Source organism: Paenibacillus thalictri (assembly GCF_004307995.1).
Classification (GTDB): Bacteria; Bacillota; Bacilli; order Paenibacillales; family NBRC-103111; genus Paenibacillus_AF; species Paenibacillus_AF thalictri.
In genome coordinates, this window is the sequence record NZ_SIRE01000021.1 from 168,243 (window position 1) to 191,788 (window position 23,546).

At 49.2% G+C, this 23,546-nt stretch carries 20 protein-coding genes; 13 read left to right on the forward strand and 7 right to left on the reverse strand.

Annotated elements, in window-relative coordinates; all coding sequences use genetic code 11:
• The first annotated feature begins 28 nt into the window (after window positions 1-28).
• On the forward strand, window positions 29-1,387 hold the full coding sequence (locus tag EYB31_RS27145) for a sulfatase family protein (RefSeq protein WP_131016595.1): 1,359 nt from the start codon (window positions 29-31) through the stop codon (window positions 1,385-1,387).
• Window positions 1,388-1,467: 80 nt separating this feature from the next.
• Here EYB31_RS27145 and EYB31_RS27150 read toward each other — a convergent pair whose 3' ends face one another.
• From EYB31_RS27150 to EYB31_RS27160, 3 genes are read right to left on the reverse strand one after another with little or no spacing between them, the layout of a single operon-like run.
• Window positions 1,468-2,028 (reverse strand): DUF1697 domain-containing protein, encoded by a 561-nt coding sequence (locus tag EYB31_RS27150; RefSeq protein ID WP_131016597.1) that lies wholly within the window; start codon window positions 2,026-2,028, stop codon window positions 1,468-1,470.
• A gap of 24 nt (window positions 2,029-2,052) precedes the next feature.
• Window positions 2,053-2,598 (reverse strand): histidine phosphatase family protein, encoded by a 546-nt coding sequence (locus EYB31_RS27155; protein ID WP_131016599.1) that lies wholly within the window; start codon window positions 2,596-2,598, stop codon window positions 2,053-2,055.
• A 24-nt stretch (window positions 2,599-2,622) separates the two neighbouring features.
• On the reverse strand, window positions 2,623-3,258 hold the full coding sequence (locus tag EYB31_RS27160; RefSeq protein WP_131016601.1) for a pyridoxamine 5'-phosphate oxidase family protein: 636 nt from the start codon (window positions 3,256-3,258) through the stop codon (window positions 2,623-2,625).
• A 218-nt stretch (window positions 3,259-3,476) separates the two neighbouring features.
• Here EYB31_RS27160 and EYB31_RS27165 point away from each other — a divergent pair, with 218 nt between their 5' ends.
• The 5 genes from EYB31_RS27165 (at window position 3,477) to EYB31_RS27185 (ending at window position 8,764) form a co-directional block, all read left to right on the forward strand.
• Window positions 3,477-5,174, forward strand: a complete 1,698-nt coding sequence (locus tag EYB31_RS27165) for a methyl-accepting chemotaxis protein (protein ID WP_131016603.1) — start codon at window positions 3,477-3,479, stop codon at window positions 5,172-5,174.
• Between the two features lie 195 nt (window positions 5,175-5,369).
• Window positions 5,370-7,091 (forward strand): arginine--tRNA ligase, encoded by a 1,722-nt coding sequence (gene argS / locus EYB31_RS27170; RefSeq protein WP_131016605.1) that lies wholly within the window; start codon window positions 5,370-5,372, stop codon window positions 7,089-7,091.
• A 193-nt stretch (window positions 7,092-7,284) separates the two neighbouring features.
• Window positions 7,285-7,920, forward strand: coding sequence for an FMN-dependent NADH-azoreductase (locus EYB31_RS27175; RefSeq protein ID WP_131016606.1), 636 nt, complete (start codon window positions 7,285-7,287; stop codon window positions 7,918-7,920).
• A gap of 128 nt (window positions 7,921-8,048) precedes the next feature.
• On the forward strand, window positions 8,049-8,237 hold the full coding sequence (locus EYB31_RS27180; protein WP_131016607.1) for a hypothetical protein: 189 nt from the start codon (window positions 8,049-8,051) through the stop codon (window positions 8,235-8,237).
• Between the two features lie 323 nt (window positions 8,238-8,560).
• Window positions 8,561-8,764: a YqzE family protein gene (locus EYB31_RS27185; RefSeq protein ID WP_131016609.1), complete on the forward strand. Its 204-nt coding sequence runs from the start codon at window positions 8,561-8,563 to the stop codon at window positions 8,762-8,764.
• Window positions 8,765-8,928: 164 nt separating this feature from the next.
• Here EYB31_RS27185 and EYB31_RS27190 read toward each other — a convergent pair whose 3' ends face one another.
• The 3 genes from EYB31_RS27190 to EYB31_RS27200 all read right to left on the reverse strand — a co-directional run bounded on the left by EYB31_RS27190 (window position 8,929) and on the right by EYB31_RS27200 (window position 13,042).
• On the reverse strand, window positions 8,929-9,999 hold the full coding sequence (locus EYB31_RS27190) for a hypothetical protein (protein ID WP_131016611.1): 1,071 nt from the start codon (window positions 9,997-9,999) through the stop codon (window positions 8,929-8,931).
• A gap of 140 nt (window positions 10,000-10,139) precedes the next feature.
• Complete coding sequence (locus EYB31_RS27195) at window positions 10,140-11,249, reverse strand: YqhG family protein (protein WP_131016613.1); 1,110 nt, start codon at window positions 11,247-11,249, stop codon at window positions 10,140-10,142.
• Entirely contained in the window at window positions 11,246-13,042 is a 1,797-nt protein-coding gene (locus EYB31_RS27200; protein ID WP_131016615.1) for a DEAD/DEAH box helicase, read from the reverse strand. Before EYB31_RS27200 ends, EYB31_RS27195 begins: the two co-directional genes overlap by 4 nt.
• 200 nt (window positions 13,043-13,242) lie before the next feature.
• Between EYB31_RS27200 and EYB31_RS27205 the strand changes: the two genes are divergently transcribed.
• Window positions 13,243-14,349 (forward strand): hypothetical protein, encoded by a 1,107-nt coding sequence (locus tag EYB31_RS27205; RefSeq protein WP_131016616.1) that lies wholly within the window; start codon window positions 13,243-13,245, stop codon window positions 14,347-14,349.
• On the forward strand, window positions 14,349-15,191 hold the full coding sequence (locus EYB31_RS27210; protein WP_131016618.1) for a lipoate--protein ligase family protein: 843 nt from the start codon (window positions 14,349-14,351) through the stop codon (window positions 15,189-15,191). Before EYB31_RS27205 ends, EYB31_RS27210 begins: the two co-directional genes overlap by 1 nt.
• A 51-nt stretch (window positions 15,192-15,242) precedes the next feature.
• On the opposite strand, the gene dat is transcribed toward EYB31_RS27210, so the two are convergent.
• Entirely contained in the window at window positions 15,243-16,079 is an 837-nt protein-coding gene (dat, locus tag EYB31_RS27215) for a D-amino-acid transaminase (protein WP_131016620.1), read from the reverse strand.
• Between the two features lie 746 nt (window positions 16,080-16,825).
• Between dat and EYB31_RS27220 the strand changes: the two genes are divergently transcribed.
• The 5 genes from EYB31_RS27220 (at window position 16,826) to EYB31_RS27240 (ending at window position 23,172) form a co-directional block, all read left to right on the forward strand.
• Complete coding sequence (locus EYB31_RS27220) at window positions 16,826-19,432, forward strand: adenosylcobalamin-dependent ribonucleoside-diphosphate reductase (protein ID WP_131016622.1); 2,607 nt, start codon at window positions 16,826-16,828, stop codon at window positions 19,430-19,432.
• Window positions 19,433-20,064: 632 nt separating this feature from the next.
• On the forward strand, window positions 20,065-20,472 hold the full coding sequence (locus EYB31_RS27225) for a nucleoside-triphosphatase (protein ID WP_131016624.1): 408 nt from the start codon (window positions 20,065-20,067) through the stop codon (window positions 20,470-20,472).
• Window positions 20,473-20,599: 127 nt separating this feature from the next.
• Window positions 20,600-20,866, forward strand: a complete 267-nt coding sequence (locus EYB31_RS40995; protein ID WP_240762909.1) for a histidine phosphatase family protein — start codon at window positions 20,600-20,602, stop codon at window positions 20,864-20,866.
• Between the two features lie 452 nt (window positions 20,867-21,318).
• Window positions 21,319-21,864, forward strand: a complete 546-nt coding sequence (locus EYB31_RS27235; protein WP_131016626.1) for a GrpB family protein — start codon at window positions 21,319-21,321, stop codon at window positions 21,862-21,864.
• A gap of 180 nt (window positions 21,865-22,044) precedes the next feature.
• Complete coding sequence (locus EYB31_RS27240) at window positions 22,045-23,172, forward strand: DUF4303 domain-containing protein (RefSeq protein ID WP_165452650.1); 1,128 nt, start codon at window positions 22,045-22,047, stop codon at window positions 23,170-23,172.
• Window positions 23,173-23,546: the final 374 nt, after the last annotated feature.

The window sequence follows — 23,546 nt, forward strand, 5'->3', positions numbered from 1 at the left end:
TCCTAACATGGAATTCAAGGAGGTTCTTATGGCTGTCCGACCTAATGTGATTTTTATTATCGCCGATGATCATCGGTACAATGCGATCCGGGCGACCGGAGACAACACGGTGGTTACTCCCGCACTTGACGCTCTGGCCAATGCCGGCACCGTGATGGCTTCCACACATATCGTCGGCGGCGTCGACGGCGCGGTTTGCGTCCCGTGCCGCGCATGCGTCCATACGGGCACTCATATTTTTCAGGCGACGGAAAGCCAGGCGATCGGCAATCGCGCGGGAACCCATGTGATCCGCTCCGGGGCGGCAACGATGCCTGCGTGGTTTCGCGCACACGGCTATTATACGCATGCGATCGGCAAATGGCATAACGACACCGCCAGCTTTACGGCAGGTTTTTGCGGCGGCGATACGCTGCTTTTCGGAGGCATGAGCGATCATCGGCAAGTTCCCGTATTCGATTACGATCCGGAAGGCCGTTATCCGCAGGAGGCAAGAAGAGTCGAAACGACATTTTCGACCGAGCTGTTTACCGGCAAGGCGATTGATTTTCTTGAGCGGCACGACTCGAACGAGCCGTTTTTCCTGTATTTGGCCTATACGTCGCCGCACGATCCGCGAACGGCGCCCGAGCCTTACGCCAGCATGTACGATCCGGCCCAAATCCCGCTGCCGCCGAGCTTTATGGACCGGCATCCGTTTGATAACGGTGAGATGGCCATTCGCGACGAAAAGCTTGCCGCCTTACCGCGCACGGAAGAGGAGACCAAGCGGCACATCGCCGACTATTACGCGATGATTACCCATATGGACCATCATATCGGGAAACTGATGGAGGCGCTTGCCGCAAGCGGCAAAGCGGACAACACGCTGATCGTCTACACGGCGGATCACGGGCTTTCCGTCGGGCAACACGGGCTGTTCGGCAAGCAAAATATGTACGATCACAGCATCCGGGTACCATGGCTGCTCAAAGGCCCGGAGGTACCGGCGGCGAGGCGGGTGGATGAACTTGTTTACCAATTTGATATTTTTCCGACTTTATGCGATCTCACCGGCATCGAACCTCCGCCGAATATCGAAGGAAAAAGCATGAATGCGCTTATCCGCGGGGAGGGGGGCCAAGGCAGGGAATCTCTTTATTCGCTGTATAAGGACATTCAGCGGACGGTGAAGGACGACCGCTGGAAGCTGATCCGGTACCGCCGCTCTCATCTGACCGGACAAGGGACCAACTGCGAGCAGCTGTTCGATCTGCAAAACGACCCGTGGGAAACCGTCAATTTGGCGGACGATCCTCGTTTCCGGCCGGAGGCAAGCAGGCTGCAGAACGAATTGGCCAACTGGATGCACCGTGTCGGCGATCTGTATGCCGATCGTTTCCTGTAAGATTTCTGCTGCGGCACCGGAGGTTTTTCATAGAAAGTGATGTTACGCTCACGTACAGGGCAGGCGTCCTTGACGCCGCCCTAAGCTTCCATTTCATCCGCCATGGAGACAAGTTTGCTCAGTGTCTTCCAGTTGCGTACGGTCGCCGAAACTCCGAGCTTATGCAGATTGTTTGCCAGCTTGGAGTCCAGTATGCTGCTGCGGAACAGCAGATACACCTCGCGTCCGATAATCCGGTAATCATCGCTGGCGCTTTTATACGAGTCCACTTTGTCGATCCCTTCTTGTGCCGGAATCCCGGTTAAGAAGGCGACATGCAGACATTCTCCCCTGCAGGAAGCGGCCGCTTCCTGTACTTCCGCTGCGGAAAACGGGCAGTTTGCCGCCACCTGCCGCAGCTCCTCGGCCTTTCGCAGCACCACTTTCAATTCGATGCCAAAATCCGCCTTTATCGCTTGTTCAATCCGGCTTTGCAGCGTTTCTTCCGGCTCCTCCGCATCAAACAAGACGTTGCCGCTTTGAATGTAGGTTTGAACCCGGCTTAAGCCGAGGGCCGTTAACGTGTGCCGCAGTTCGGCCATTTTGATTTTATTGTTTCCGCCTACGTTAATGCCGCGCAGCAGCGCAATATATGTTGCCATCCGCCATACCTCTTTCATTGAAGTTTAAGTCCATATCCGCCGGATCGCCTTGTCCTTCTGATGGCCATGCAAGACCAGCTCATATACATCGGGATTGGTCAGCTTTGTCCATGTCTCATATCCGAAACGATCGTCGAAACGGTTCAAAATTAGCGACATCAGATTGCCGTGAGTGACGACAGCGATGTTTGTTTCGGGCCTTTCGAGCAGCGCGGAAATGCTGCTCATCCCACGGTCCGCCGCTTCCCGCGACGATTCTCCGCCCGGATACGATAAATCCATATCGGTAAACGTCCTGCGAAGCATGTCCATCCAATGGTCCGCGTTTTCGCCCGACAATATTCTTTCGCACAAACGCGGGTCCGTATCAATCGACAGTCTTGTCTGCCGGGCCAGCGGAGATACGCTGGACACCGCTCTGGCGTATGTGCTTGAAACGATCCGCTCGATGTTTCTTCCGGCCAAACAGGAAGCGAGCACATCGGCTTGCCGCCGGCCTTCATCCGTTAAAGGGGCGTCCGGATGTTGTCCGTGGGCTTGGCAATGCCGGATGAGGTAAATCGTTTTCACGTGGATCGCCTCCCGGGACGTGATTTAATATAAACGTTTCTCGTAGCTTTCTTTCAGCGATTGGGCGACGTCTTCTTCGGTGACGCCCATATGTTTGACATGTGCGGCTATGATGGCCGCAGGCCTTGGCAAATCTTCTTTGGCCGGCCAATGCCCGGGATCCCAACATTGCGATCGTTTAAACGCTTTGGCGCAGTGGATGTAGCACTCTTCAACCTCCACTCCGATGCCGACAAGCGGGGTTTTGCCGTGTGCCGCCATCCGTTCCATGATGTCAGGGTCCTTGACAATGGCTGCCCGGCCGTTGATTCTTAAGGTTTCCTCAAGCCCGGGGATGATAAAAATTAATCCGATTTGAGGATTCGCTAGGATGTTTCGCAAAGAATCGAAACGTCTGTTGCCGGGCCGCTCGGGTATGACAAGATGCTTATCGTTCAAGACGCAAACGAATCCTTCCGCATCCCCTCGCGGAGAAACGTCGCAGCAGCCGGTCGAATCGCTGGTGGCGATAAATAGCAGCGGCGTTTTGCTTATGTAATCGCGGCAGTGAGCGTCAATAGAATCGATACATTTGTTTTTGACCAGTTCGCCGGGGTATCCGAACAACGACCTTAATTCTTCTTCCGAATGAACAACTTGCTTGAAAGCTGTGCTATTCAATTTGTTACCTCCTTGCAGTAACTGCGTTTTCTTTTTTTGCCACCGCTGTCCTAATTTTACCATATGAAAGTCACAATGGTCTCGATCCACCAATCAAACGTCAAATTTCTCTAAAAAGTATATAATATTGCTGCGTATCGGAACAGGTTGTTGTATGATGAATCCGTATGCATTATGATGAAAATTATGGGAAATTCACAACATGAAGAGGGGATTTAATGAAATTGGGGATCGTTTCGAAGGTGATTTTACTTGTAGTCGCAACGGTATTGTTCAGCGTCGTTTCGCTTGTTGCAATCGGGTATCATGTAAACTACAAACAGATTGATGAAGCGGCGGGGGAAGAATTAATCGGATGCGCGAATATTACGTCCGGTTTATTAAGTGTGAATGATATCGAAGGATTAGCCGCAGGCAAAGTAACGGCTGATATGCAGATGAAGCTGGATTGGATCGTTGATCACAAGCCCATTTTTAAAAATGCATCGATCATGACCTTGGACGGAAAGCTGCTCGCTGTGGACAAAAGATTGCAGCAGCAAGGTTTTAAGGCAGGGGATGACTTCTACATCGATTCCAAAGATGCGGAGATGCTGAAGCAGATGAAACATCCTGTCGCTTCTACTATATATACATACGGCGGCGCGGAGAGAAAGACGGGTTATGCCCCGATTTATAAAAATCACGATGCCGGGCAAGAGATTGTGGCGCTAATGGCGATTGATTTCGACGCCAAAATTATTAGCGAACGCACTTGGAGCATGCTGACGTTCACACTGCAAGCCGGCGGTATTTTCCCAATCGTCTGTGCGCTGCTCGCTTTTTGGATCATCCACAGGATGATGAAACCGATCGGGCCGATTGGCGCCCGCGTACAAAGTATTGCAAGCGGCGATTTGACCGGCGCCGATATCCATGTTCGCAGCAATGACGAATTGGGACGGTTGGCTCGTTCCGTCAACGCGATGACCCACAGTTTGCGTGAAATGATCGATACGATCAATTATACGACCAATGAGGTTAACGGGAACTCCGTTCAATTGGCCGATGAATCGCAGCAAGGAACGGTTTCGATCCATCGCATGACCGAAGCGTTCCAACAAATTGCCGAAGGGGCCAAACTTCAAGAACAAAATGCGGTGGAAACAGCGGCTTCTACGGAACAGATGGCGATCGGTGTGACGCAAATAGCTGAGCGTACCCAAGTCATGTCCGAATTGATGCAAGATACGGTCGCAAATGCGGAAACCGGATCAGCCGAGATGGAGCGGGTGGTGCGGCAAATGCAGCGGATTCATGAGTCCGTTGGCCGTACGGGTACGGTTGTAGCGGATTTGGAGAAAGATTCAAGCGAAATCGGCAGCATCATGGAAGTCATGAATGAGATTGCTTCCCAAACGAATTTGTTAGCGCTTAACGCTTCAATTGAAGCGTCGCGTGCCGGGGACCAAGGGCGCGGTTTTGCCGTGGTGGCAAGCGAGGTGCGGAAGCTGGCCGAGCAGTCCAAGGTATCGGCTGAACGGATTTCCGAGCTGATCGGGCACATCCAGGAGAACATTTCGCAAATGACACATGTGATGAAACAGGAAGAAGACGAGGTGCGGGCCGGCGAAGATGTACTGGTACGGCTTGAACGCTCATTCCGCCTGATCTATGAAAAAGCGCAGTCGGTCAACGACCAGGTCATCAGTGTATCGGCGATATCCGAGCAAATATCCGCAGGTACGGAGCAGGTTGCCTCTTCCGTCTCGGAGGTGGCGGGTATCGCGCGCAAGTTTGCGGCGAATTCCGAACAGATTGCCAGCGGGGCGGAAACACAGCTGCTTTCCATGGAGCGGATCGCCGAAAGTTCGCGCGGAATCAAACATTTATCCGAAGAATTGGAGTCGAAGGTGCGCAAATTCCGCGTTTCGTAACTTGGAATAAAGCGGAGTATCGCGGTGATAACCTGCAAAGGTAAAACTTGACTCTGTCATGGGCACTCTTTATAATATTGTTATGTTATCTTCATGTTATGGTGGTAGGCTTATACATTGAAAAAAGGCACCCCGCAAGGGGTGCTTTATTGCATAAATCATGTTTTTCTTGAGGGGATCAGAAAGGGGATTATTATGGATTATAAAATACTGCTGGCCGATCAACTTGCGGCTCATGTGGAAGGAATCGGCCGCGACCAATTGGCGGACCTGATCGAATATCCGCCCAACCCGCAGATGGGCGATTTGTCGCTGCCGTGCTTTAAGCTGAGCAAACAGCTGCGTAAAGCGCCGCAGGCGATTGCCGAGGAGATCAAGACGAAGTGGCAGCCTCAAGGCGCTTTTGCGAGTGTGGATGCGGTTGCCGGCTATGTGAACGTGTTCCTGAACAAAGCGGCTTTTGCCGAAAGTGTAATTAGCGAGGTGCTTTCAAAAAAAGACCGCTACGGCTCGCAAAATATCGGCAACGGGCGCAATATCGTCATCGACTTTTCGTCGCCGAACATTGCCAAGACGTTCCATATCGGTCACTTGCGGTCCACGATGATCGGCAACGCGATTTACAACATTTTTCAATACGAAGGCTACAATTGTATCGGCATCAACCATTTGGGAGATTGGGGCACGCAATTCGGCAAGCTGATCGTCGCTTACAAAAATTGGGGCAGCGAAGCCGCTGTGGAAGCCGAAGGCATCGACGAGCTGCAGCGCATTTATGTAAAGTTGCATGATGAAGCGGAAACCCGCCCCGAGCTGGAGGACGAAGCCCGTGCCTGGTTTGTCAAGCTGGAGCAAGGCGACGAGGAAGCGCTGAAGCTGTGGAAATGGTTTGTTGAGATCAGTCTGAAGGAATTCCAGAAGATGTACGAACTGCTTGGCGTACGGTTTGATTCCTATGCCGGTGAAAGCTTCTATAATGACAAGATGGCTCCCGTGTTGGACGAGCTGAAGCAAAAAAACTTGCTTCAAGAAGATGACGGAGCGCTCCTGGTGCGGCTTGAGGATTACAACATGCCTCCTGCGCTCATGGTCAAAAAAGACGGCGGCACGTTGTACCATACACGCGACGTGACAGCGGCGATATACCGCCATAATACGTACGATTTTGAAAAGGCGATTTATGTGACCGACGCTGGCCAAAGCTTGCATTTTCAGCAGTGGTTCAAAGTCATCGAGTTGATGGGCTACGATTGGGCGAAAAACCTGCAGCACGTGCCGTTTGGCAAGGTCAGCCTGGAAGGCGCCAAGCTGTCCACCCGCAAAGGCAACGTTATCCGGCTTGAAGAGCTGCTGACGCAGGCGATCGACAAAACACGGGACATTATCGAGCAGAAAAATCCGAATATGGAAAACAAAGAAGAGGTCGCACGGAAGGTTGGCGTCGGGGCGATTATTTTTAACGATTTGAGCAATAATAGGGTTAAGGATGTCGTCTTTTCCTGGGAAGACGCACTGAATTTCGAAGGCGAATCGGGACCTTACGTGCAATATACGCAAGCCCGCGCCTGCAGCATCCTGCGTAAAGCCAACGGCAGCGATTCTAACGAGCTGCCCGCCCATACGGGAACGTTGAATCCGGCCAAGCTGGAAAATGCGGAAGCTGTTGCCGTGCTGAAAGAAATTTATTTGTTTGCGGAACGGGTGGAGCAAGCGATGAACAAGCTGGAGCCGTCTATCGTCAGCCGATATTTGGTCGACTTGGCGCAAAGCTTTAATCGTTTTTACCACGAATGCCCGATTCTTAATGTGGAAGACCCGGAATTGCGTGCGGCGCGCCTTGCACTTGTCAAGTGTACGCAAATTACGATGGTCAACGGCTTGAGGCTGATCGGTCTGGAAGCCCCTGAGAAAATTTAATAATACGAATTATCATATTGAAAACGACCTGAGCTTTCACGGATTTATTTGCGTGAATGACTCAGGTTTTTACTTCCTAAAGAGCAGATTATTCAGAAAATTCGGTAAGTAATTTTTAGTTTGATTCTTACTAAAAATAAGTATATAATAAAGAAAGAGAAAGACAATCAGATTAATTGGGAGGAACTTCAATATGGCAACAGTATTGTATATCACCGCACATCCTTTGGATCATCAAGCTTCTTACAGCATGGCTGTAGGCAAACAGTTTATCGAATCTTACCGCGAAGCGAATCCTGGTGACGAAGTCGTTACCCTTGATTTGTATAACTTGAACATCCCGCATATCGATGCCGACGTATTCAGCGGCTGGGGCAAGCTGCGTTCCGGTTCTTCGTTTGATCAATTAAGCGACGCCGAAAAAGCGAAAGTGGCTCGTTTGAATGAAATCGTCGACCAATATGTCGCTGCTGACAAATATGTCTATGTATCTCCAATGTGGAACTTCTCTTTCCCGCCGGTGCTTAAAGCGTATATCGATGCGATCTGTATGGCCGGCAAAACGTTTAAATATACCGAAAATGGTCCTGTAGGCCTGCTTAGCGACAAAAAAGCGATCCATATCCAAGCTAGCGGCGGCGTTTATTCCGAAGGTCCTGCTGCAGGTTTCGAAAGCGGCCATAGCTTCCTGAAAAAAATTATGCAATTCCATGGCGTAACCAACTTCGAAGGCATTTTTGTCGAAGGCATGAACGCTTTCCCGGATCAAGCACAATCGATCAAAGAAAAAGCGCTTGAGAAAGCCAAAGAAACGGCAAAACAATTCTAATCATACTCTCAGCAGAGAAGGAACCCGTTGATATGCGGGTTTCTTTTTTTTGCTCTCCATTCAAAATCATGTAGTACAAATTTTCAATAATGGGTATTATTGTATTATATCGATGTGGAGGTGGGGAGTTGGATAAGAATAAAACGTTTCCTCATTTTTATGACGGATCGTCGCATGCCGAATTTTCGGAGGAACTTGTCGGAGAATCGCCGGACATACTTCAAGATCAGCCCGGGCGGGCTGTGGAAGCGGATGAGCCGCAGGAATGGCGCAAGCATGTCGGCGCGAATCCGTTTAACGGCACCGGGAAAACATAGCTAATCCTGCTTCGTCACCTTAACGCCATGAAAAGCCCCCCTGTGCATATCGACAGGGGGCTTTTTTCGTTTGCTCGGGTGGCGGCTGCGGTATTTCAAACCCCTCCTCTTAATAAAACGCGGACGACGGACATCCCGAGGGGGAAGGATACTGACACCGCCGATTACGGCCTATGCGTCCGGACTACCAACCGGAACTGTGATTTTACGCTGCGCCTTCATTTTACACCGTCTCTGACGTTTGCAACAAGCGGTATCCTGGCAAAAATATAAGTAGCAAATGAACCCGCTGTGCAAATTGCAAAATAAAAGGAGCCGCTCAAATGGACGGAGAAGATTGGGTGAAGTATGTGACGGAACGATTTCTTGCGTTTGTGAATACGCCAAAAGAAGAACGGAAACAGGCAAGATCGTCCAAAAAATCGATGAGGGAAGATTGGGCGACGCGGTGGTTCGGACAAATCGCATTATCGGTGCGGATCTGGGCGAATAACCGCAAGCGTGGCGGTGAGCATGCGGGAGATTAGCTAAACCCGCGATCCCGCACAAAAAAAAGAAAAGCTTGTTTTTACCATCGGGGACGATACCAGATCTCCGATGGGTAAAAAACGAAGCTTTCCAAGTATAGGAAGAGAGAGGAGAGAAAACAAAAGGGATGTACCGCGTTGTTCGTCTATACAAGACGAACGCTTCAGCGGTAAAATCGCGCCGATGAAGGCAGCGAGTCATAGTGGACGGCCCGCGGACCGTCTTGGTCGACCAGCATGTAAGCGCCTGTTGTCCATGTATGGTAACCGGTTACCGCAAGCGGAACATTCACTTCGTAACCGTAGAGATAAGCGACATAAGTCAATTTTTGTTTCTCGGCGAGCAAGCTTTTGAGTGTGGCGAACGTGTCCACTTCCAGCGGTTTGCCTTTAACCCAGGGCAATTTTTCATAAGGATCGAACCCGGGCAGCTCCAGCCTTTCCAATATCGTATGCGAGCTTTGGGATTTGGTGAGCCCGTTTGTACTAGCTGTTTCCTGCGGCAGCGCGGCAGCGTGAACGGGGAGCAGCTCGCCGGTCTTAGCATCGATAATATACGTTTTATCCTTCAATCGGACCTTCCAAACTGCCTGCAGAGGGTTAAAATAAAGCCGCTCCCCCTGCAGCTCCTTTGCTTGCGAAAACTTTGCATAAGATATATCGATAAGTTCCTGCTGTACCATAGAACGGTACAGCGTAGACAAGCTGAATAACGGGTATTTGCCGCTGCCGTATTCGCTGAGGCGGTACGTTCCGTCTTCGACGGCTTGGACGATCATATAACCGACCTCGTCGCTGCCTTTCTTGAGGATAACGACCCAGCCATGAGTGCCCGGACCTAGCGGATAACTTGTCCAATTGGCGTTTTTCCACTGCTCGAAGCCTTTTTCCTTTGCGATGGTGGACTTCCATTCGTTGACGGAAGCGTCCATCGTCGGCTGCGCCGGCGCCTTGGGAGCGGAAGCCGCTGCGTCGCCGCTGACTGTGCCTGACGGTTTAGCGGGTTCGGCTGCCGGCTCAGTTTGAACCGATTCTGGCTTCTTTGGTTCTTGCGGAGCGGGTGCGATGTCGGCTGCGGCATTGGCAGCGTGCGTTTCGACGTTGGCGGCGTTATCCGGACTGGCCGCAGCGGTTGCGGCGTAGGTGGTTTCCTGTACCTTGGCCGGCAGCGGAATTCCGGTATAGAAGCCTGTCCCCACGATCAGGGCGGCTATGATTGCCGAAAGCTTGGTCATTTTCACTTTTTCACCTGCCCGGAACCTTATGTGTATGCTTTTATTCTAATGTTTATGCCTTAAAAAGTTTGTTAGAACGTGCAAGCGGAAAACTTTTTTTTCGCTTCTATTTTTGCTGCCTTTTAGCGAGAATCGTCATTTCACGGTCGCTGCGGCGTATGGAAATGAAACAAACCGCAGTTTATGACGGATATGTGTACGCGGGGCCTGTACTGCCACTCAATCTCGGCTTGGCGATTGCGGTATTGTCCTTCGAAATCCGGCTTTTTATCATCTTCCGCGGCTTTAATTAAGCTTTCGTAATACAGCCGGATGCGCTCCAGCTCTTCAAGCAGCCGGTCATGGGCTTCCTCAGCCCACCGGTGGTCATAATCCTTCAACCGGTTCTCCAAATACCGCTCCAGTACGCTGCTGCCGTGAGAAAGCGACATTTTGTCCGGGATGATATGAATGTTGGCGGGCAGCCGCGGCGTCAGCTTCACGTTGTCCAGCAGTTCATCGAAATCTTCCTTGATTTCGCCGGTCGACAAACGAATGGCCAGCGAATGCAGCTCCGTCCGTTTCATATCGCAAGCGAACTCCACGAGATAGTTGGCATGCAGCCATGAATCGTAAGGCAGCGATGCGGGAGCGGAGCGGTGTCCCTGCGGCGGTTCCTCGAACAGCCGGACGTATTTGCCTTTGGCTTTGACAGCATCGAAAATTTGCTCTAGACGGCGGCTGCCAAACGTCACATCATCCCTGGGCATTCGGGAGACCACGGGTGTCGGGACAAACCCGAAGTAGCGGCCTAATATGCTATCCGGTTGGGAAGATTGAGCTTGCTCGGCCGAACCGTCCGGTACGGGCTCCGAACCAGCCGGCGAAGCGCTCACGGAAGGCAAGCCGTTGCCGCCGCCGGGCTGGGACTGGGAGCCTGACGGCATCGGAACGCCGGGCGCCGCTGACGGGTTTGCCGTGTAAACGCCGGCAGCGCCCGCGCCTGGCATGGAAGCTGCTCCTGCCTGCGGGTATTTGGCGGCGAGCACGTCTTTAGCTTTGTCCGGGTCGAACACCAAGGTGAAGGTCATCGTTTCCGGCGCGGCTCCGGTACGTTCGACAAAACTCCAATAATAAGGGCGGTTTGTCAGCGCTCTGTCTGCCGAAGGCGACAGCTTGACGGTTACATAAGCCGGATGTTTCTCGATAATCTGGCATTGCTCGGTTTCCAAATACCTCATGACAAATTGCTGGATTTCCCCGGTTTTCACGGTCTCACCTCAAAGTTGTTCGGCAGTGTCTGACCTACCGCGTCAAGAATGGCCCCCGGATGAGGCGAGCTGCTTGCTTCCTGTTCGTATTCCGAGCGAATGGTCGTAAACGAACGTCCGAGATCGTCCATCTCCCGGCGGATGTCCGCATCGGATCTGGATTCCAGAATCATTTTGGCGATCCGCGATTCAAGCGACGTCTTCTTCTCGAACCTCTCCAGTATCGTATCCAGCTCGCCGATGACCAGCTCGAACATGTTGATTTTTTCGTGAAGCAGCGATAGGATATATTCTTCGATTGTGCCGTTGGTGGACAGATTGTAGATCTTGACGTCGTTTTGCTGGCCCAAGCGGTGCACTCGACCGATTCGCTGCTCGACCCGCATCGGATTCCACGGCAAATCGAAATTAATCATATGGCTGCAAAACTGCAGATTGATGCCTTCGCCTCCGGCTTCCGTTGCGACAAGGACCTGAGCGCGGCCGCGGAACAAGTCCATCATCCAGTCTTTTTTGCCCCGGTTCATCCCGCCGCGGTAAGGGACTGCGCTAATCTTGTGCTCTTTCAAGTAGTTCAGCAAATATTCTTGAGACGCCCGGTATTCGGTGAACACGATCACCTTTTCGTTGATGTCCTGAATCAGCTCAAGCACCTTTTCGGCTTTGGTGTTGGCTTTAATACTGCGGATCAGTTCGACAAGCTCCCATATTTTTGGGCGCAGCGGCGAATCTTCAGCTGTTTTCTTAAACATGTTGACCAGTGTTATAAACACGGCGTCCCGGCTTGAACATACCTCCCGCTGCAGCGTCACCAGCGAAAGGATGTTGCTCATATCGCCGCCCGCCGCTTCCTCATAGCGGCCCTTCACGAAGTCGGTTACACCGTCGTAGAGCGCTTGCTCTTCCATTGACAAAGTAAGCGGGATATTTTTGACAAACCGTTTGGTAAAAGCGACATTGCCGTCGGAGCGCCGGTTGCGGATCATCACCTTGGACAACTCGGCCTGCAGCAGCTCTTCGTTTTTCGGGATCCGCTTGTCGACGACAAAATTGGCGTGGAAATTGCCTTGCCCGCCGAGCTGTCCCGGCTTCAGCAGGGTGATCAGGTTGTACAGCTCCTTCAGATCGTTTTGCACAGGGGTTGCGGTAAGCAGCAGGCAGTATTTTTTTTTCAAATCGGTGATGAATTGATAGTTTGTCGTTTTTTTGTTTTTAAGTTTATGAGCTTCGTCGACGATCAGCATATCGTATTCCATGCCCATGACGATGTCGCGGTGCGGATCGCGTTTGGCCGTGTCCATCGAAGCGACGATAATGTCACAGCCGGTCCACATGTATTCTTTTTTTTGGGCGACGGCATTGATGCCGAACTTTTGATTCAGCTCGCGGACCCACTGCAGCACAAGGGAGGCGGGTACGAGGATCAGCGCTTTTTTGACCAGGCCGCGCACGATATACTCTTTGAGGATGAGACCGGCTTCAATCGTTTTGCCCAGGCCCACTTCGTCGGCGAGTATCGCCCGTCCCCGCATCTCCGTCAGCACTTTTTTGGCGGTGTCGATCTGGTGCTGCATCGGCACCAGCTGCTGCAGATGCACGAGGCATTGCAGCTCGTCGAAGCTGTGAATGAGCCGGGCCTGCTCCGCTTCCAAGGCAAGCTGAAACAAGGTCCAATCGTCCCAAGGACCGTTTTTTTCCGAGCGTGCGGCAAATTCCCCATACCATTCGCGGTCAAAATGAATCTGCAGCCGGTTGTTCAGTTGGCGGGTGATGACTTGATCGGTTGGTTGCATTGCCGTACCTCCTAAGGGCTTTCCGTAGGAAAGCCCGCTTCGTAAGGATATGCTGGGCTTTCCGCAGGAAAGCCTGCTGCGTAAGCTTGAAAAACGAAAGCGGCTTGACTATGAATCGTTAAACCATAGTATGCTCGAAATTAAAAGCTTTAAAACCCGGCCCGCATGCTTTATCATGGTTGTAGCGGAGGCGAGAATCTATGAAACGCAAAATCAACCATTGCAAGAAGGCGGCTCTCAGCCTGTTGCTGCTCGCGGTGTGCGCAGGATGCCGGTATCCTTGGAGCCAGCCGGAACGGCAGACCCCCGTTGATTCGGAAGTAAAGCAAGCGCTTGACGAAACAGGCGATCTCATCGTGTCAAGCAGGGACAACGTATACAGCGTCAATAGCCAAACGCAGCAATCGAAGCTCATCTTGCATACACAACAGCCGATTAGCGGCGTGGAATATACGGCGGAACGGCTCGCCGTTGCCGTATACGATCCGAACGATTCCCAAGCCTTCAAAGGCTTGTATGTGCGCGGTAAAGCCGGCGATGCGTTTACGCAAATCGCCACACCGCAAATGCAGCCCAAATTGTGCTACAGCTACGGCGACTACATATGGGTGGCGGCAGCGGATAAAACGGACCAGAAGGGCGCGGAATATACGAAAGTCGGGATCTTTCAGCTGTCGGTGCGCAAATGGGTGAAAGAGTGGCTAGTTCCCGGCGGTATCGAAGATGCGGAAGGCAGCGGCAAAAACGTCTATTTTGTCACCTCAAATAATAAAGATACGAGCTCTAATTTGTATAAGGCGGATGTGACGACCGGCGATTGGGGAAAATTAATCCAGGAAGCAAGACGTTATCCGCTCGATGAGGTGGCGCTGGACTCGAATGGCGAGATCTACATGATGATTTCGCAGCGTGCCAAAACGGAATGGTCCAATAAGGTGTACCATTATAATCCTGCTCAAAGCAAATACGAGCTATTCGATAACTTCGTATCGAATACAAAGCCGTATTCTTATCATATGGATGCGCTGCTCGGCAAAGCGTTAATTATTAGAAACGATGTGACGGAGACAAGTGAAATCGAGAAACCGATAGCGCTGCTTGATCTGGCATCCCGCAAGCAAATGTTTATCCCTTGGGACCATCGTCCTGTAGCGGCGACCCATTCGCAGGATGAATTCGTGGTGCTGGCCGACGACGGCACGGTTGCTTTCATAAAACCCGTGCCGGGCGAACAACCGCTTCGCGAGTTTCATATCGAAGGCATGGAATCCGGAGTAAATATCAGCATGAAAAGAGATGAGAAGTAATGTCGGAAGCTTGGCGTTTTATACAATCGGGCGCTTGTTCGCCTGCGGAAAATATGGCGATCGACGAGGCGGTGTTAACCGCCGTCAGTGAAGGGAAAGCGGCGCCGACGGTGCGTTTTTACGGCTGGAATCCGCCGACGCTGTCGATCGGTTATTTTCAAAAGGCGGCTGAGGTCAATACGGAGCAGTTGGAGCGTGAAGGGATCGGCTTCGTGCGGCGGCCAACCGGCGGGCGCGCGGTGCTGCATGACCGGGAGCTGACTTACAGCATCATTGTACCGGAGGACTATCCTGGCATTCCGCGCAGCGTGACCGAAGCGTACCGGGTACTCAGCATAGGGCTATTGTACGGTTTTCAAGGACTAGGACTCGATGCCAAGATGGTGCAGCTTGCGTCGGAGGAGGAGAAGCAAAAATATGAGTCGTTAGGCTCAGCCGCATGTTTCGATTCTCCTTCCTGGTACGAGCTTGTGGTGGAAGGCCGCAAAGTCGCCGGCAGCGCACAAACCCGGCAAAAAAACGTCGTGCTGCAGCACGGCTCCATTTTGCTTGATTTGGATGCCGAGCAGTTGTTCCGGCTGCTGCTTTTTAAAAACGAGCGGCTCAGGGACCGATTGAAGGAGCAGTTCTCGCACAAGGCGGTTGCCATCAACGAGCTCAAACGGCTGCAAAACCAGCCGGAGGTCGATCTGCAGGAAGTGGAGATTTCGTTCCGCGAAGGGATTGCCCGGGGGCTTGGCGCGGAGCTGGCGGTTTCCGAGCTGTCCGAATGGGAGAAAGAACTGGCCGGGCAGCTGGTCAGGGAGAAATACGGGACTGAACAATGGAACCTTCGCAGGTAGCGCGATGCGCCGCCTCGAAGGTCCTTTTTTTAGCATAAATTTGAACTAGGGTTATGTAAGCTCGCTGATTTCCTGCTCGAAGGCAGCCTGCAGCTTGCGGGACACCGGGCCGGGAATGCCGTCGCCAACGGCGCGACCGTCGATTTGTACGACCGGCATAATTTCCGAAGTCGTCGACGTGAGGAAAGCTTCGTCCGCCAGTTGCAGTTGCTCCAGCGTAAACGGCTGCTCGTGCACGGGAATATGCAATTGCTTCGCAAGGCGCAGTACAACGCTGCGGGTAATGCCGTGCAGGACCAGATTATTAGCCGGATGTGTGTATAGCTCGCCTTGTTTTACCATCATAAAATTGGAGGAGCTGGATTCCGTTACAGTTCCGCTGCGATGAAAAATGACGTCTCCGGCGCCTTGATCAAGCGCGTGTTGTTTGGCGATGACATTGGCCAGCAGATTTAACGTTTTGAGATCGCAGTGCAGCCAGCGGGTATCTTCCAGCGTCACGGCGCTGATCCCTTTGCGCATCGTATCCAGCGGTCTTTCCATCTCGCTTGTGTATGCCAGCAAGATCGGTTCGGACTGCTTCGGAAACGCATGCGCCCGTGGGGCCGCCCCTCGGGTTACCTGCATATAGACGATGCCGTCGGCTATCTGGTTTACGTCGATGAGCTTATGAACAATCGAATTCAATTCCTCGGCGGAATAGGGAAGCTGGATTCGCACGCCGTCCGCACTGCGCTGGAATCTTTGAAAATGCGCTTTCCCCTCGAGTACCTTGCCGCCGTATACGCGGAATACTTCATAAATGCCGTCGCCAAAATAATATCCGCGGTCATCCGGGGACACGGCAATCTCTTCCTTAGGCACATATCGGTCTTGAAAAAAATACAAAGTGACACCTCCGATGAGAACATTTGTTTGTGTTCGTAAGAATTGTATGCTAAGCTAAATCTAGGTTAGCAGATTCGTATAGGTGCGTCAAAGCAACCAAAAGAGCTGCTGCAAGTAAGACCTATAAGCCGCATTGTCAAGTACTGAAAACGGCTTTTTTTAGTCGGTTATTGTCGATTCTTCTTCTTTTCCGCCCACCAAAAAAGAGAGCAAAAAGGAGAAAATAAAAGCAAACCAACGACCTGCTTGTCCTAATTACTCAATTTCGTCATTCACCTATTAGAAACACAACATATAGTGTTGTATAATGATTTTCGCATACCAGATATTGTGATTATTATTGGAATTTTTTGATGTTTAAAAGTGGTTGAAAATGGTTTTACAGGCGCTTTATTGGCGGTTTTGGAGGTGTGCGGCAGCCTTGTCATGCCGGGCTTTCGCCCTGTTTAACGGGCGCCTCAGAGCAGCGTCAGAAGCTCCGGAAGGCCTTTTTCACCGGCTGGTGCAAAGCCCGTTTTGACTGGCAGTGTGCATCTTATGTCAACGCCTGAGCCGGCTTTTTTTACAATCCGGACCCATTGCAAGAGCAAGTTTTTCGGCAGCTAAGCTCAGCCCACAGCTACGATACGAATCTTCCTGACGGAAGACTCGATCCATACTTACGATACAACAAGCTTCCTCACGGAAAGCGCATCAGAATGCCGGTGCAAGTTTTCGTCCGGAAAGCCCCAAGGAGGTTATTTTTGTTGAAAACAGTGCAAGGGAATAAATTAGAAGGTTTAAGCGAGAAAATCTTTCTCGACCGTTACGCGCTTAAGGATGCCGATACGAATCATACCAAGGTCGGCGATACCGTTCTTGTGTTAACCAAGGACGATCCGAAATTCCCGGCTAAAGAAGTAGGAGAAGTGATCAGCCGGGAAGGCCGCAACGTGAAAATCAAACTCCGCAGCGGAGAGATTTTCGAGTCGGCGATTGAGAAGCTGACCCTGTCTACCGAAAGCACTCCCGACCAGCTGTGGAATCGTTTGGCTAAAGCAATGGCTTCCGTGGAAGCGACACCGGAGAAGAAGAAAGAATGGACCGATAAATTCAGATATATTTTAGATGATTGGAAGCTTGTGCCGGGCGGCCGGATTGCGGCCGGAGCCGATGCCAGCGACGAGCTCACGTTGTTCAACTGTTATGTTATTCCATCCCCGCACGACAGCCGCGGCGGCATTATGGCGACGCTGTCGGAAATGACGGAAATTATGGCCCGCGGCGGCGGAGTCGGCATTAACTTGTCTTCGCTGCGTCCGCGCCGCGCGATCGTCAAAGGCGTTAACGGATCTTCCAGTGGCGCTGTGTCATGGGGCGGATTGTTCAGCTATACGACAGGGTTGATCGAGCAAGGAGGCAGCCGCCGCGGCGCGCTTATGCTGATGATTAACGACTGGCATCCGGACGTGGTTGATTTTATTACCGTCAAGCAAACGATGGGGCAGATTACGAACGCCAACTTGTCCGTTTGTGTAAGTAACGCTTTTATGAAGGCTGTTAAGGAAGATTTGGACTGGGAGCTTGTATATCCGGACTCGACCGATCCCGATTATGATCAAGTGTGGGATGGCGACCTGGATAAGTGGAAGAAGCTCGGCAAGCCAGTCAAGCCGTACCGTACGGTAAAAGCGCGCGACGTGTGGCATACGATTATCGAATCGGCATGGAAATCCGCGGAGCCGGGCGTTGTCTTTATGGAATATTACAACCAAATGTCCAACAGCTGGTATTTCAACCCGATCATCTGTACGAATCCGTGCGGTGAGCAAGGGCTGCCTGCATGGGGCGTCTGCAATCTGTCGGCGGTCAATCTGTCTAAGTTCTACGATGCCGACAAACACGATGTCGCATGGGATGAATTAGGCAAAGTGGTTCGTTATTCTACCCGTTTTCTCGATAATGTGATCGACAAAACGCCATATCATTTTGAAGAAAACCGTACTAACCAACAAGGCGAACGCCGTGTAGGACTTGGCTCCATGGGTCTGGCCGAGCTGATGATCAAGCTGGAGATCCGTTACGGCAGTCCGGAATCGCTGCAATTCCTTGATAAATTGTATGGTTTTATGGCGAAGGAAGCTTATTTGGCGTCTGCCGACATTGCTGAAGAGAAAGGTTCTTTTAAGCATTTTGACGATGAGAAGTTCCTGCAAAGCGGCTTTATGAAAAATATGACCTCGGTTTATCCCGAAGTTGGCGCCGCTGTTAAGAAGAAAGGCATGCGCAACGTAACCGTGATTACCCAGGCGCCTACGGGCAGCACCGGAACGATGGTAGGCACGTCGACCGGGATTGAGCCGTATTTCGCTTTTGAATATTACCGTCAAAGCCGTCTGGGCTTCGACAAGCAATATGTGCCGATCGCTCAAGATTGGAAAGACCAGCATCCGAACGATGAACTGCCGGACTACTTCGTAACGGCGATGGACCTGTCTGCGGAAGATCATATCCGGGCTCAAGCGGCCATTCAGAAATGGGTGGACAGCTCCATCTCCAAAACGGCCAACTGTCCTTCGGACTTTACCGTTGAAGAAACAAAACGCCTTTACGAATTGGCGTTTGATCTGGGCTGCAAAGGCGTAACGATTTATCGCGACGGCAGCCGCGACGTCCAAGTGCTTTCAACGGAGAAAAAAGAAGAGAAACCTGCGGCTGAAGCGCCAAGCGCGGAACCTAAGGAAGCTGTTGCTGCCGAGAAAGAAGCAAGCAGTTTGCAGAATATCTCCGCATCGCTGGCCGTTAATGTCGATGCGAAAACAGAGAAAGTGTTCGACAACGAATACAGAAAACGCCCGCAAATCCTGCGCGGCGCCACGTATAAGATCAACACGCCGTTTGGCATGGCCTATATCACGATTAATGATTTGAACGGTACGCCGGGAGAAATTTTCCTGAACGTGGGCAAAGCAGGCTCTGACGTATTTGCCATGTCTGAAGCGCTTGGACGTGTCTGCTCCTTGTTCCTGCGTTACGGCAACCATGGCGACAAAGCCAAGCTGCTTGTCAAGCATCTCAAAGGCATCGGCGGTTCCGGCGCGATCGGATTTGGCGTCAATCGCGTGGAATCCATTGCCGACGCAGTCGCCAAGGCGCTGGAAATGCACGAAGAGTCCCGCGTCGACGACGGAGGCGCGAACCAATTTGTCACAGCAACGCAGGAAGTTGTAGCGGAAGCTCCGGCAGTCAGCTACGCTGTCAGCAAAAGCGCAGCCACCTCGCTGGACCTGTGCCCATCCTGCGGCTCCGCGTCGCTGATCAACACCGAGGGCTGCAAAAATTGCAGCAACTGCGGTTACTCTAGATGCAGTTAACAAAAAAGGCCGAAAGGCCTTTTTTTTGTATGTATGTGGTGGTGTGAAAGAAGTGCTTTTTTGGCTGTAATATGCTCCCGAATCAGCGGGCATGGAGAAGCATTTTAAAAGCGCCGTTCTTCCGCGGTTGAGTGAACTGCTGGGTAATAATAGGCTTCAGATTCTACGTTAGCCAATAACGCATATCGTGAGCATTCACAACTTTTGCTTTGATTGTTACATTAACGATATTGCTTTTGACCCTGAGTACCAGGGAATCGATAGTTAAAGAAGCAGAAAGCCGCGGCAAGCTTTTTCATTAAAATAACTGGCAGGATAGCATAGTTACTTCACGAATATCTTAGGTGTGACGGATTTTAGGAAATTCAAAAAAAATACGTTAGCTGAAACACCCAAGTAAAGGAGAAGTTATGAGACCAGGACATGTACCATTGATTATTCCTAATGATTGGAATGTCATTTGGAATAACTTCACTCAGTCTGATCCTGAAAACTTTTGTGATGAAGACTATAAATTCGTTTGGGAGTTTCAAGAGGACATTAGATTTAGGATGGTATCCTTCACACAAACCGGAAGGCAGATATCGATTGGTACTTATACGTATTACCGATGATGGAGATATTTCCGATAATTGGGAAAAACCATTATTCAAGTACAGAACCATGAAAGTGTAGGGAGAGTGAAGAAATTGGAGTCATGTTTTTTATTAACCGGGAAACCTCGAGTAGGAAAATCAACAGCGATAAAGCGAATTATACAAAAAATCGGTCCTGAGTATTTTGGTGGTTTTTACACTGAAGAAATAAGAAACTCCACAAATCGTACCGGATTTAATTGCGTTACCCTTAGCGGCAAGGCTGAGCGAATTGCAAGTGTTGATAGCGAAAGTTCAATTCGAATAGGAAGATACGGAGTTGAAATCGATGCTTTTGAAAACCTTGCTTTAAGTGCAGTAGAGCTATCGTTAAATACGAAAAAAATAACAGTTATTGATGAGACCGGCTTTATGCAAATGTTATCCGCTCCATTTGGGACATAGATTAATGAAGCAATCTCAAGTTCTAAATATATTATTTTAGGGACAATTTGTGTGGATAGCCATCCGAAGATTGATAAAATAAAGGCGTTATCTGGGATAAAAATATATCATATGAGTGAAGAGAACCGTGAGGTATTATCCGAATCGGTTGAACACTCTGCATCCTAGTCTTACAGAGTACGGCAAATTTCAAATAACGCAGCTACGAGATGAAATTAAAATAGATCCTGATGATCTAGTTCTTGTAAGCCCAACTAAACGTACAATTGAGACGGCAACTATTATAAAAAACGGTATGGACTTTATTATTTCACCATTTGTTGGTCCGAGAATGTTTCCTCAGAACCCCAATCTTCCTTTTTTAGCTTGTGATCAGATCCTTTCTAAAACTTAAATTACAAATCTTTATGGAGATACTAAAATTCTTGATTTCAATTTTGATTGCTGGAAAGAAGGGATTAATAGGATCGAACAAGATATTTTTGAAGGATATGCTAAACGGTTATTAGATTGGGTAGGGGAAAGCTATAAAAAAATATTCATTATTTCACATGATGGCACGATAACGAATTATCGGATATTCCTTGGAGAAAAAGGATTGAACAGTAAAGATTTTCTGGGTGAGGCTGGGGTATATCGAATGAATTTGTAGTCAGTTGTCCGCTAAGGCGGAAACGATAGTTTAACTATAACAGGGACAGACCGACGCGGTACCGTTCCTTGTTAAATTGAAGTAACGAGCAGGAATGCAAAACCCTGCGCTCTTTAGGATATCTATATTTTTTCATCCAAATATTATAATATATGTTAAAATTTATGTATAAAAATGTGAAAGGAGAAAAAAATTTGGAGGATCAATGGAGAATAGCTGCGCACGATCCGGAATGGAAAAATCTATTTAGCGATTTAGCTTCTAAATTAAGAAATTCATTAGGAAATTTGGCAGTTCGTATTGATCATGTTGGCTCAACATCGGTTTTTGGCTTGGATGCAAAACCAGTCATAGATATTCAAATATCGATTTCACATTACGATGATGTATTAAGCTATAGGCATAAAATTGAATACGTGGGTTTTGTATTACGGGAAGAAAATCCTGACAAAACAAAGAGATACTTTCGAGAAATACCAGAGACTAGAAGGACCCACATTCATGTAAGGCAAGCTGGTAGTTTTTCGGAGCAACTGACTTTGCTTTTCAGAGATTATTTACGAATGCATCCCGCAGATTGTTTGAGGTACGCTCAAGAAAAACACCGACTGATGGCACTCTTTAAGCATGAACGCCCAAAATATGTTGAAGGAAAGGGTCCGATTGTTTGGGACATCATGCAGAAAGCACATTTGTGGTCGCAAGAAGTGGGTTGGAGACCCGGCATATCCGATATGTAAGGATTTCTGAACTCTAATGGAGAGCGATAGCACAGAAAATACATCTGGGGGCCGCCGCGGGTAAGATTAGGGTTGGATACAACGAGTTTATTATATTGGAGGAAAAAGGGAAATCTTGTTGAATGCCGAATTGTAATTTATGGAATATAATACTTAGGTTTAAAGATTGGAGAATCTGCTTTGAATACATACTACTCAAAAATTGGCCGACTTCTTGACGAAAGAACACCGATAGATCAGGAAGGATATTTTGTATTGTGCGATGATAATGAAGCGAAATTTTCTTTGGAAAAGCCAGAGGGAATTAAGATAGTTACTTCTGAATGCTTTGCTAATGCTTTGGCAGAAGGGTGCAAATTCGTAGTCAATACCTTTGCAAGTAGTACTGATAATGACAAAGTATATGTATTTAATTTATACGCCGATGAGCATAACAGCATTTTTATTTACTTGAACACTATGGATCAATTTAAGGGGATATTGGAACGATATCAGAACAAATATCCAGGGAAATATCAGGATATAAGTGATAAAAACTCGTTAAAGTATAGTCAAGGTGACTTTAACTTTCAATTTTGGCATGAACATATGGGGGAACATGGTAGGTTAATTCATGATTTTGAAAGATTAGCATATTTGGTAATGGATCTTGACGAAGGCGAAAGTGATTTAAATGAGGACGATACACCAATATTAGCATTCGAAGCAGGAATAATTAAAGACGGTTACTATCTGTTAGCTTTGAAGGCAACAGTTCAGTTAATCAATGAAAAAGCATTCGGGCCGTTAAACAAAACGGAGAACTTTATTGCTTTTGCATCTACGGGAAATGATTATATGGATTATAGCTTAACAATGCGTAAAACGATTGAACAGGAACTGTTTTATGATGTTTTTCCAAACATCAAGGAAAAGGATGCACAATACCGAGAGGAACTTGAGAAAAACGCACAACTTTCAGTTGGCGAGTACTTGGATTATTGGAATGATGCAGTGCATAGCGGATATCGACTCGATATACCATTTAAATACATTAAATCCGAATTAGAAATTTTTTTGCAGCTTGAACGATTTGGCGACGAACTAGCCAGTGAGTGTATAGACAGGCTTAAACAGATTAATTACAACGTCAGTCTGGAACGTAAACAATTTGAAAGTATATATTTTTATATTGAAGCTTTACACTTTGCAGGTATACTTTCTGAAGAACAAAAACATAATTGCTCCATCGTCGCTGATTTGATGTCTAGCTGTAAAAACGATTTAAAAGAAGCAGCAAAGGAGTTATTGAATTTCGCAAGGTCATAAACGGAAAGTGGAAAAGTAACAATTTACACAATAATTACCCGCCGATTGTTCCACTGATGGACCTATACAATTGGCTAAACAAATAGTCGGTAGTCCTTGACATGGTTTCTTGTCATTGACTACCGACTTTTCTATGTTTAAATGAGGAATTGCTTAAGAAGGTAAATGAATTTAACGTCATATAACCGGTAGTGTGTACCTGGTGAAGAGGAATCTCCTAAGTTTTGGTTTGGAGTCTGTGAGTCTGTGTGAATGCTAATCTAAATTGTGACCACCCTGCAGGGGTTCGCTCATCAAAAAAATGACCACCTGAGCATCACTTTCCTGTAACCTTGGAGTTGCTGAGACAACAAGGGATACAGGAGGAAAGGGAA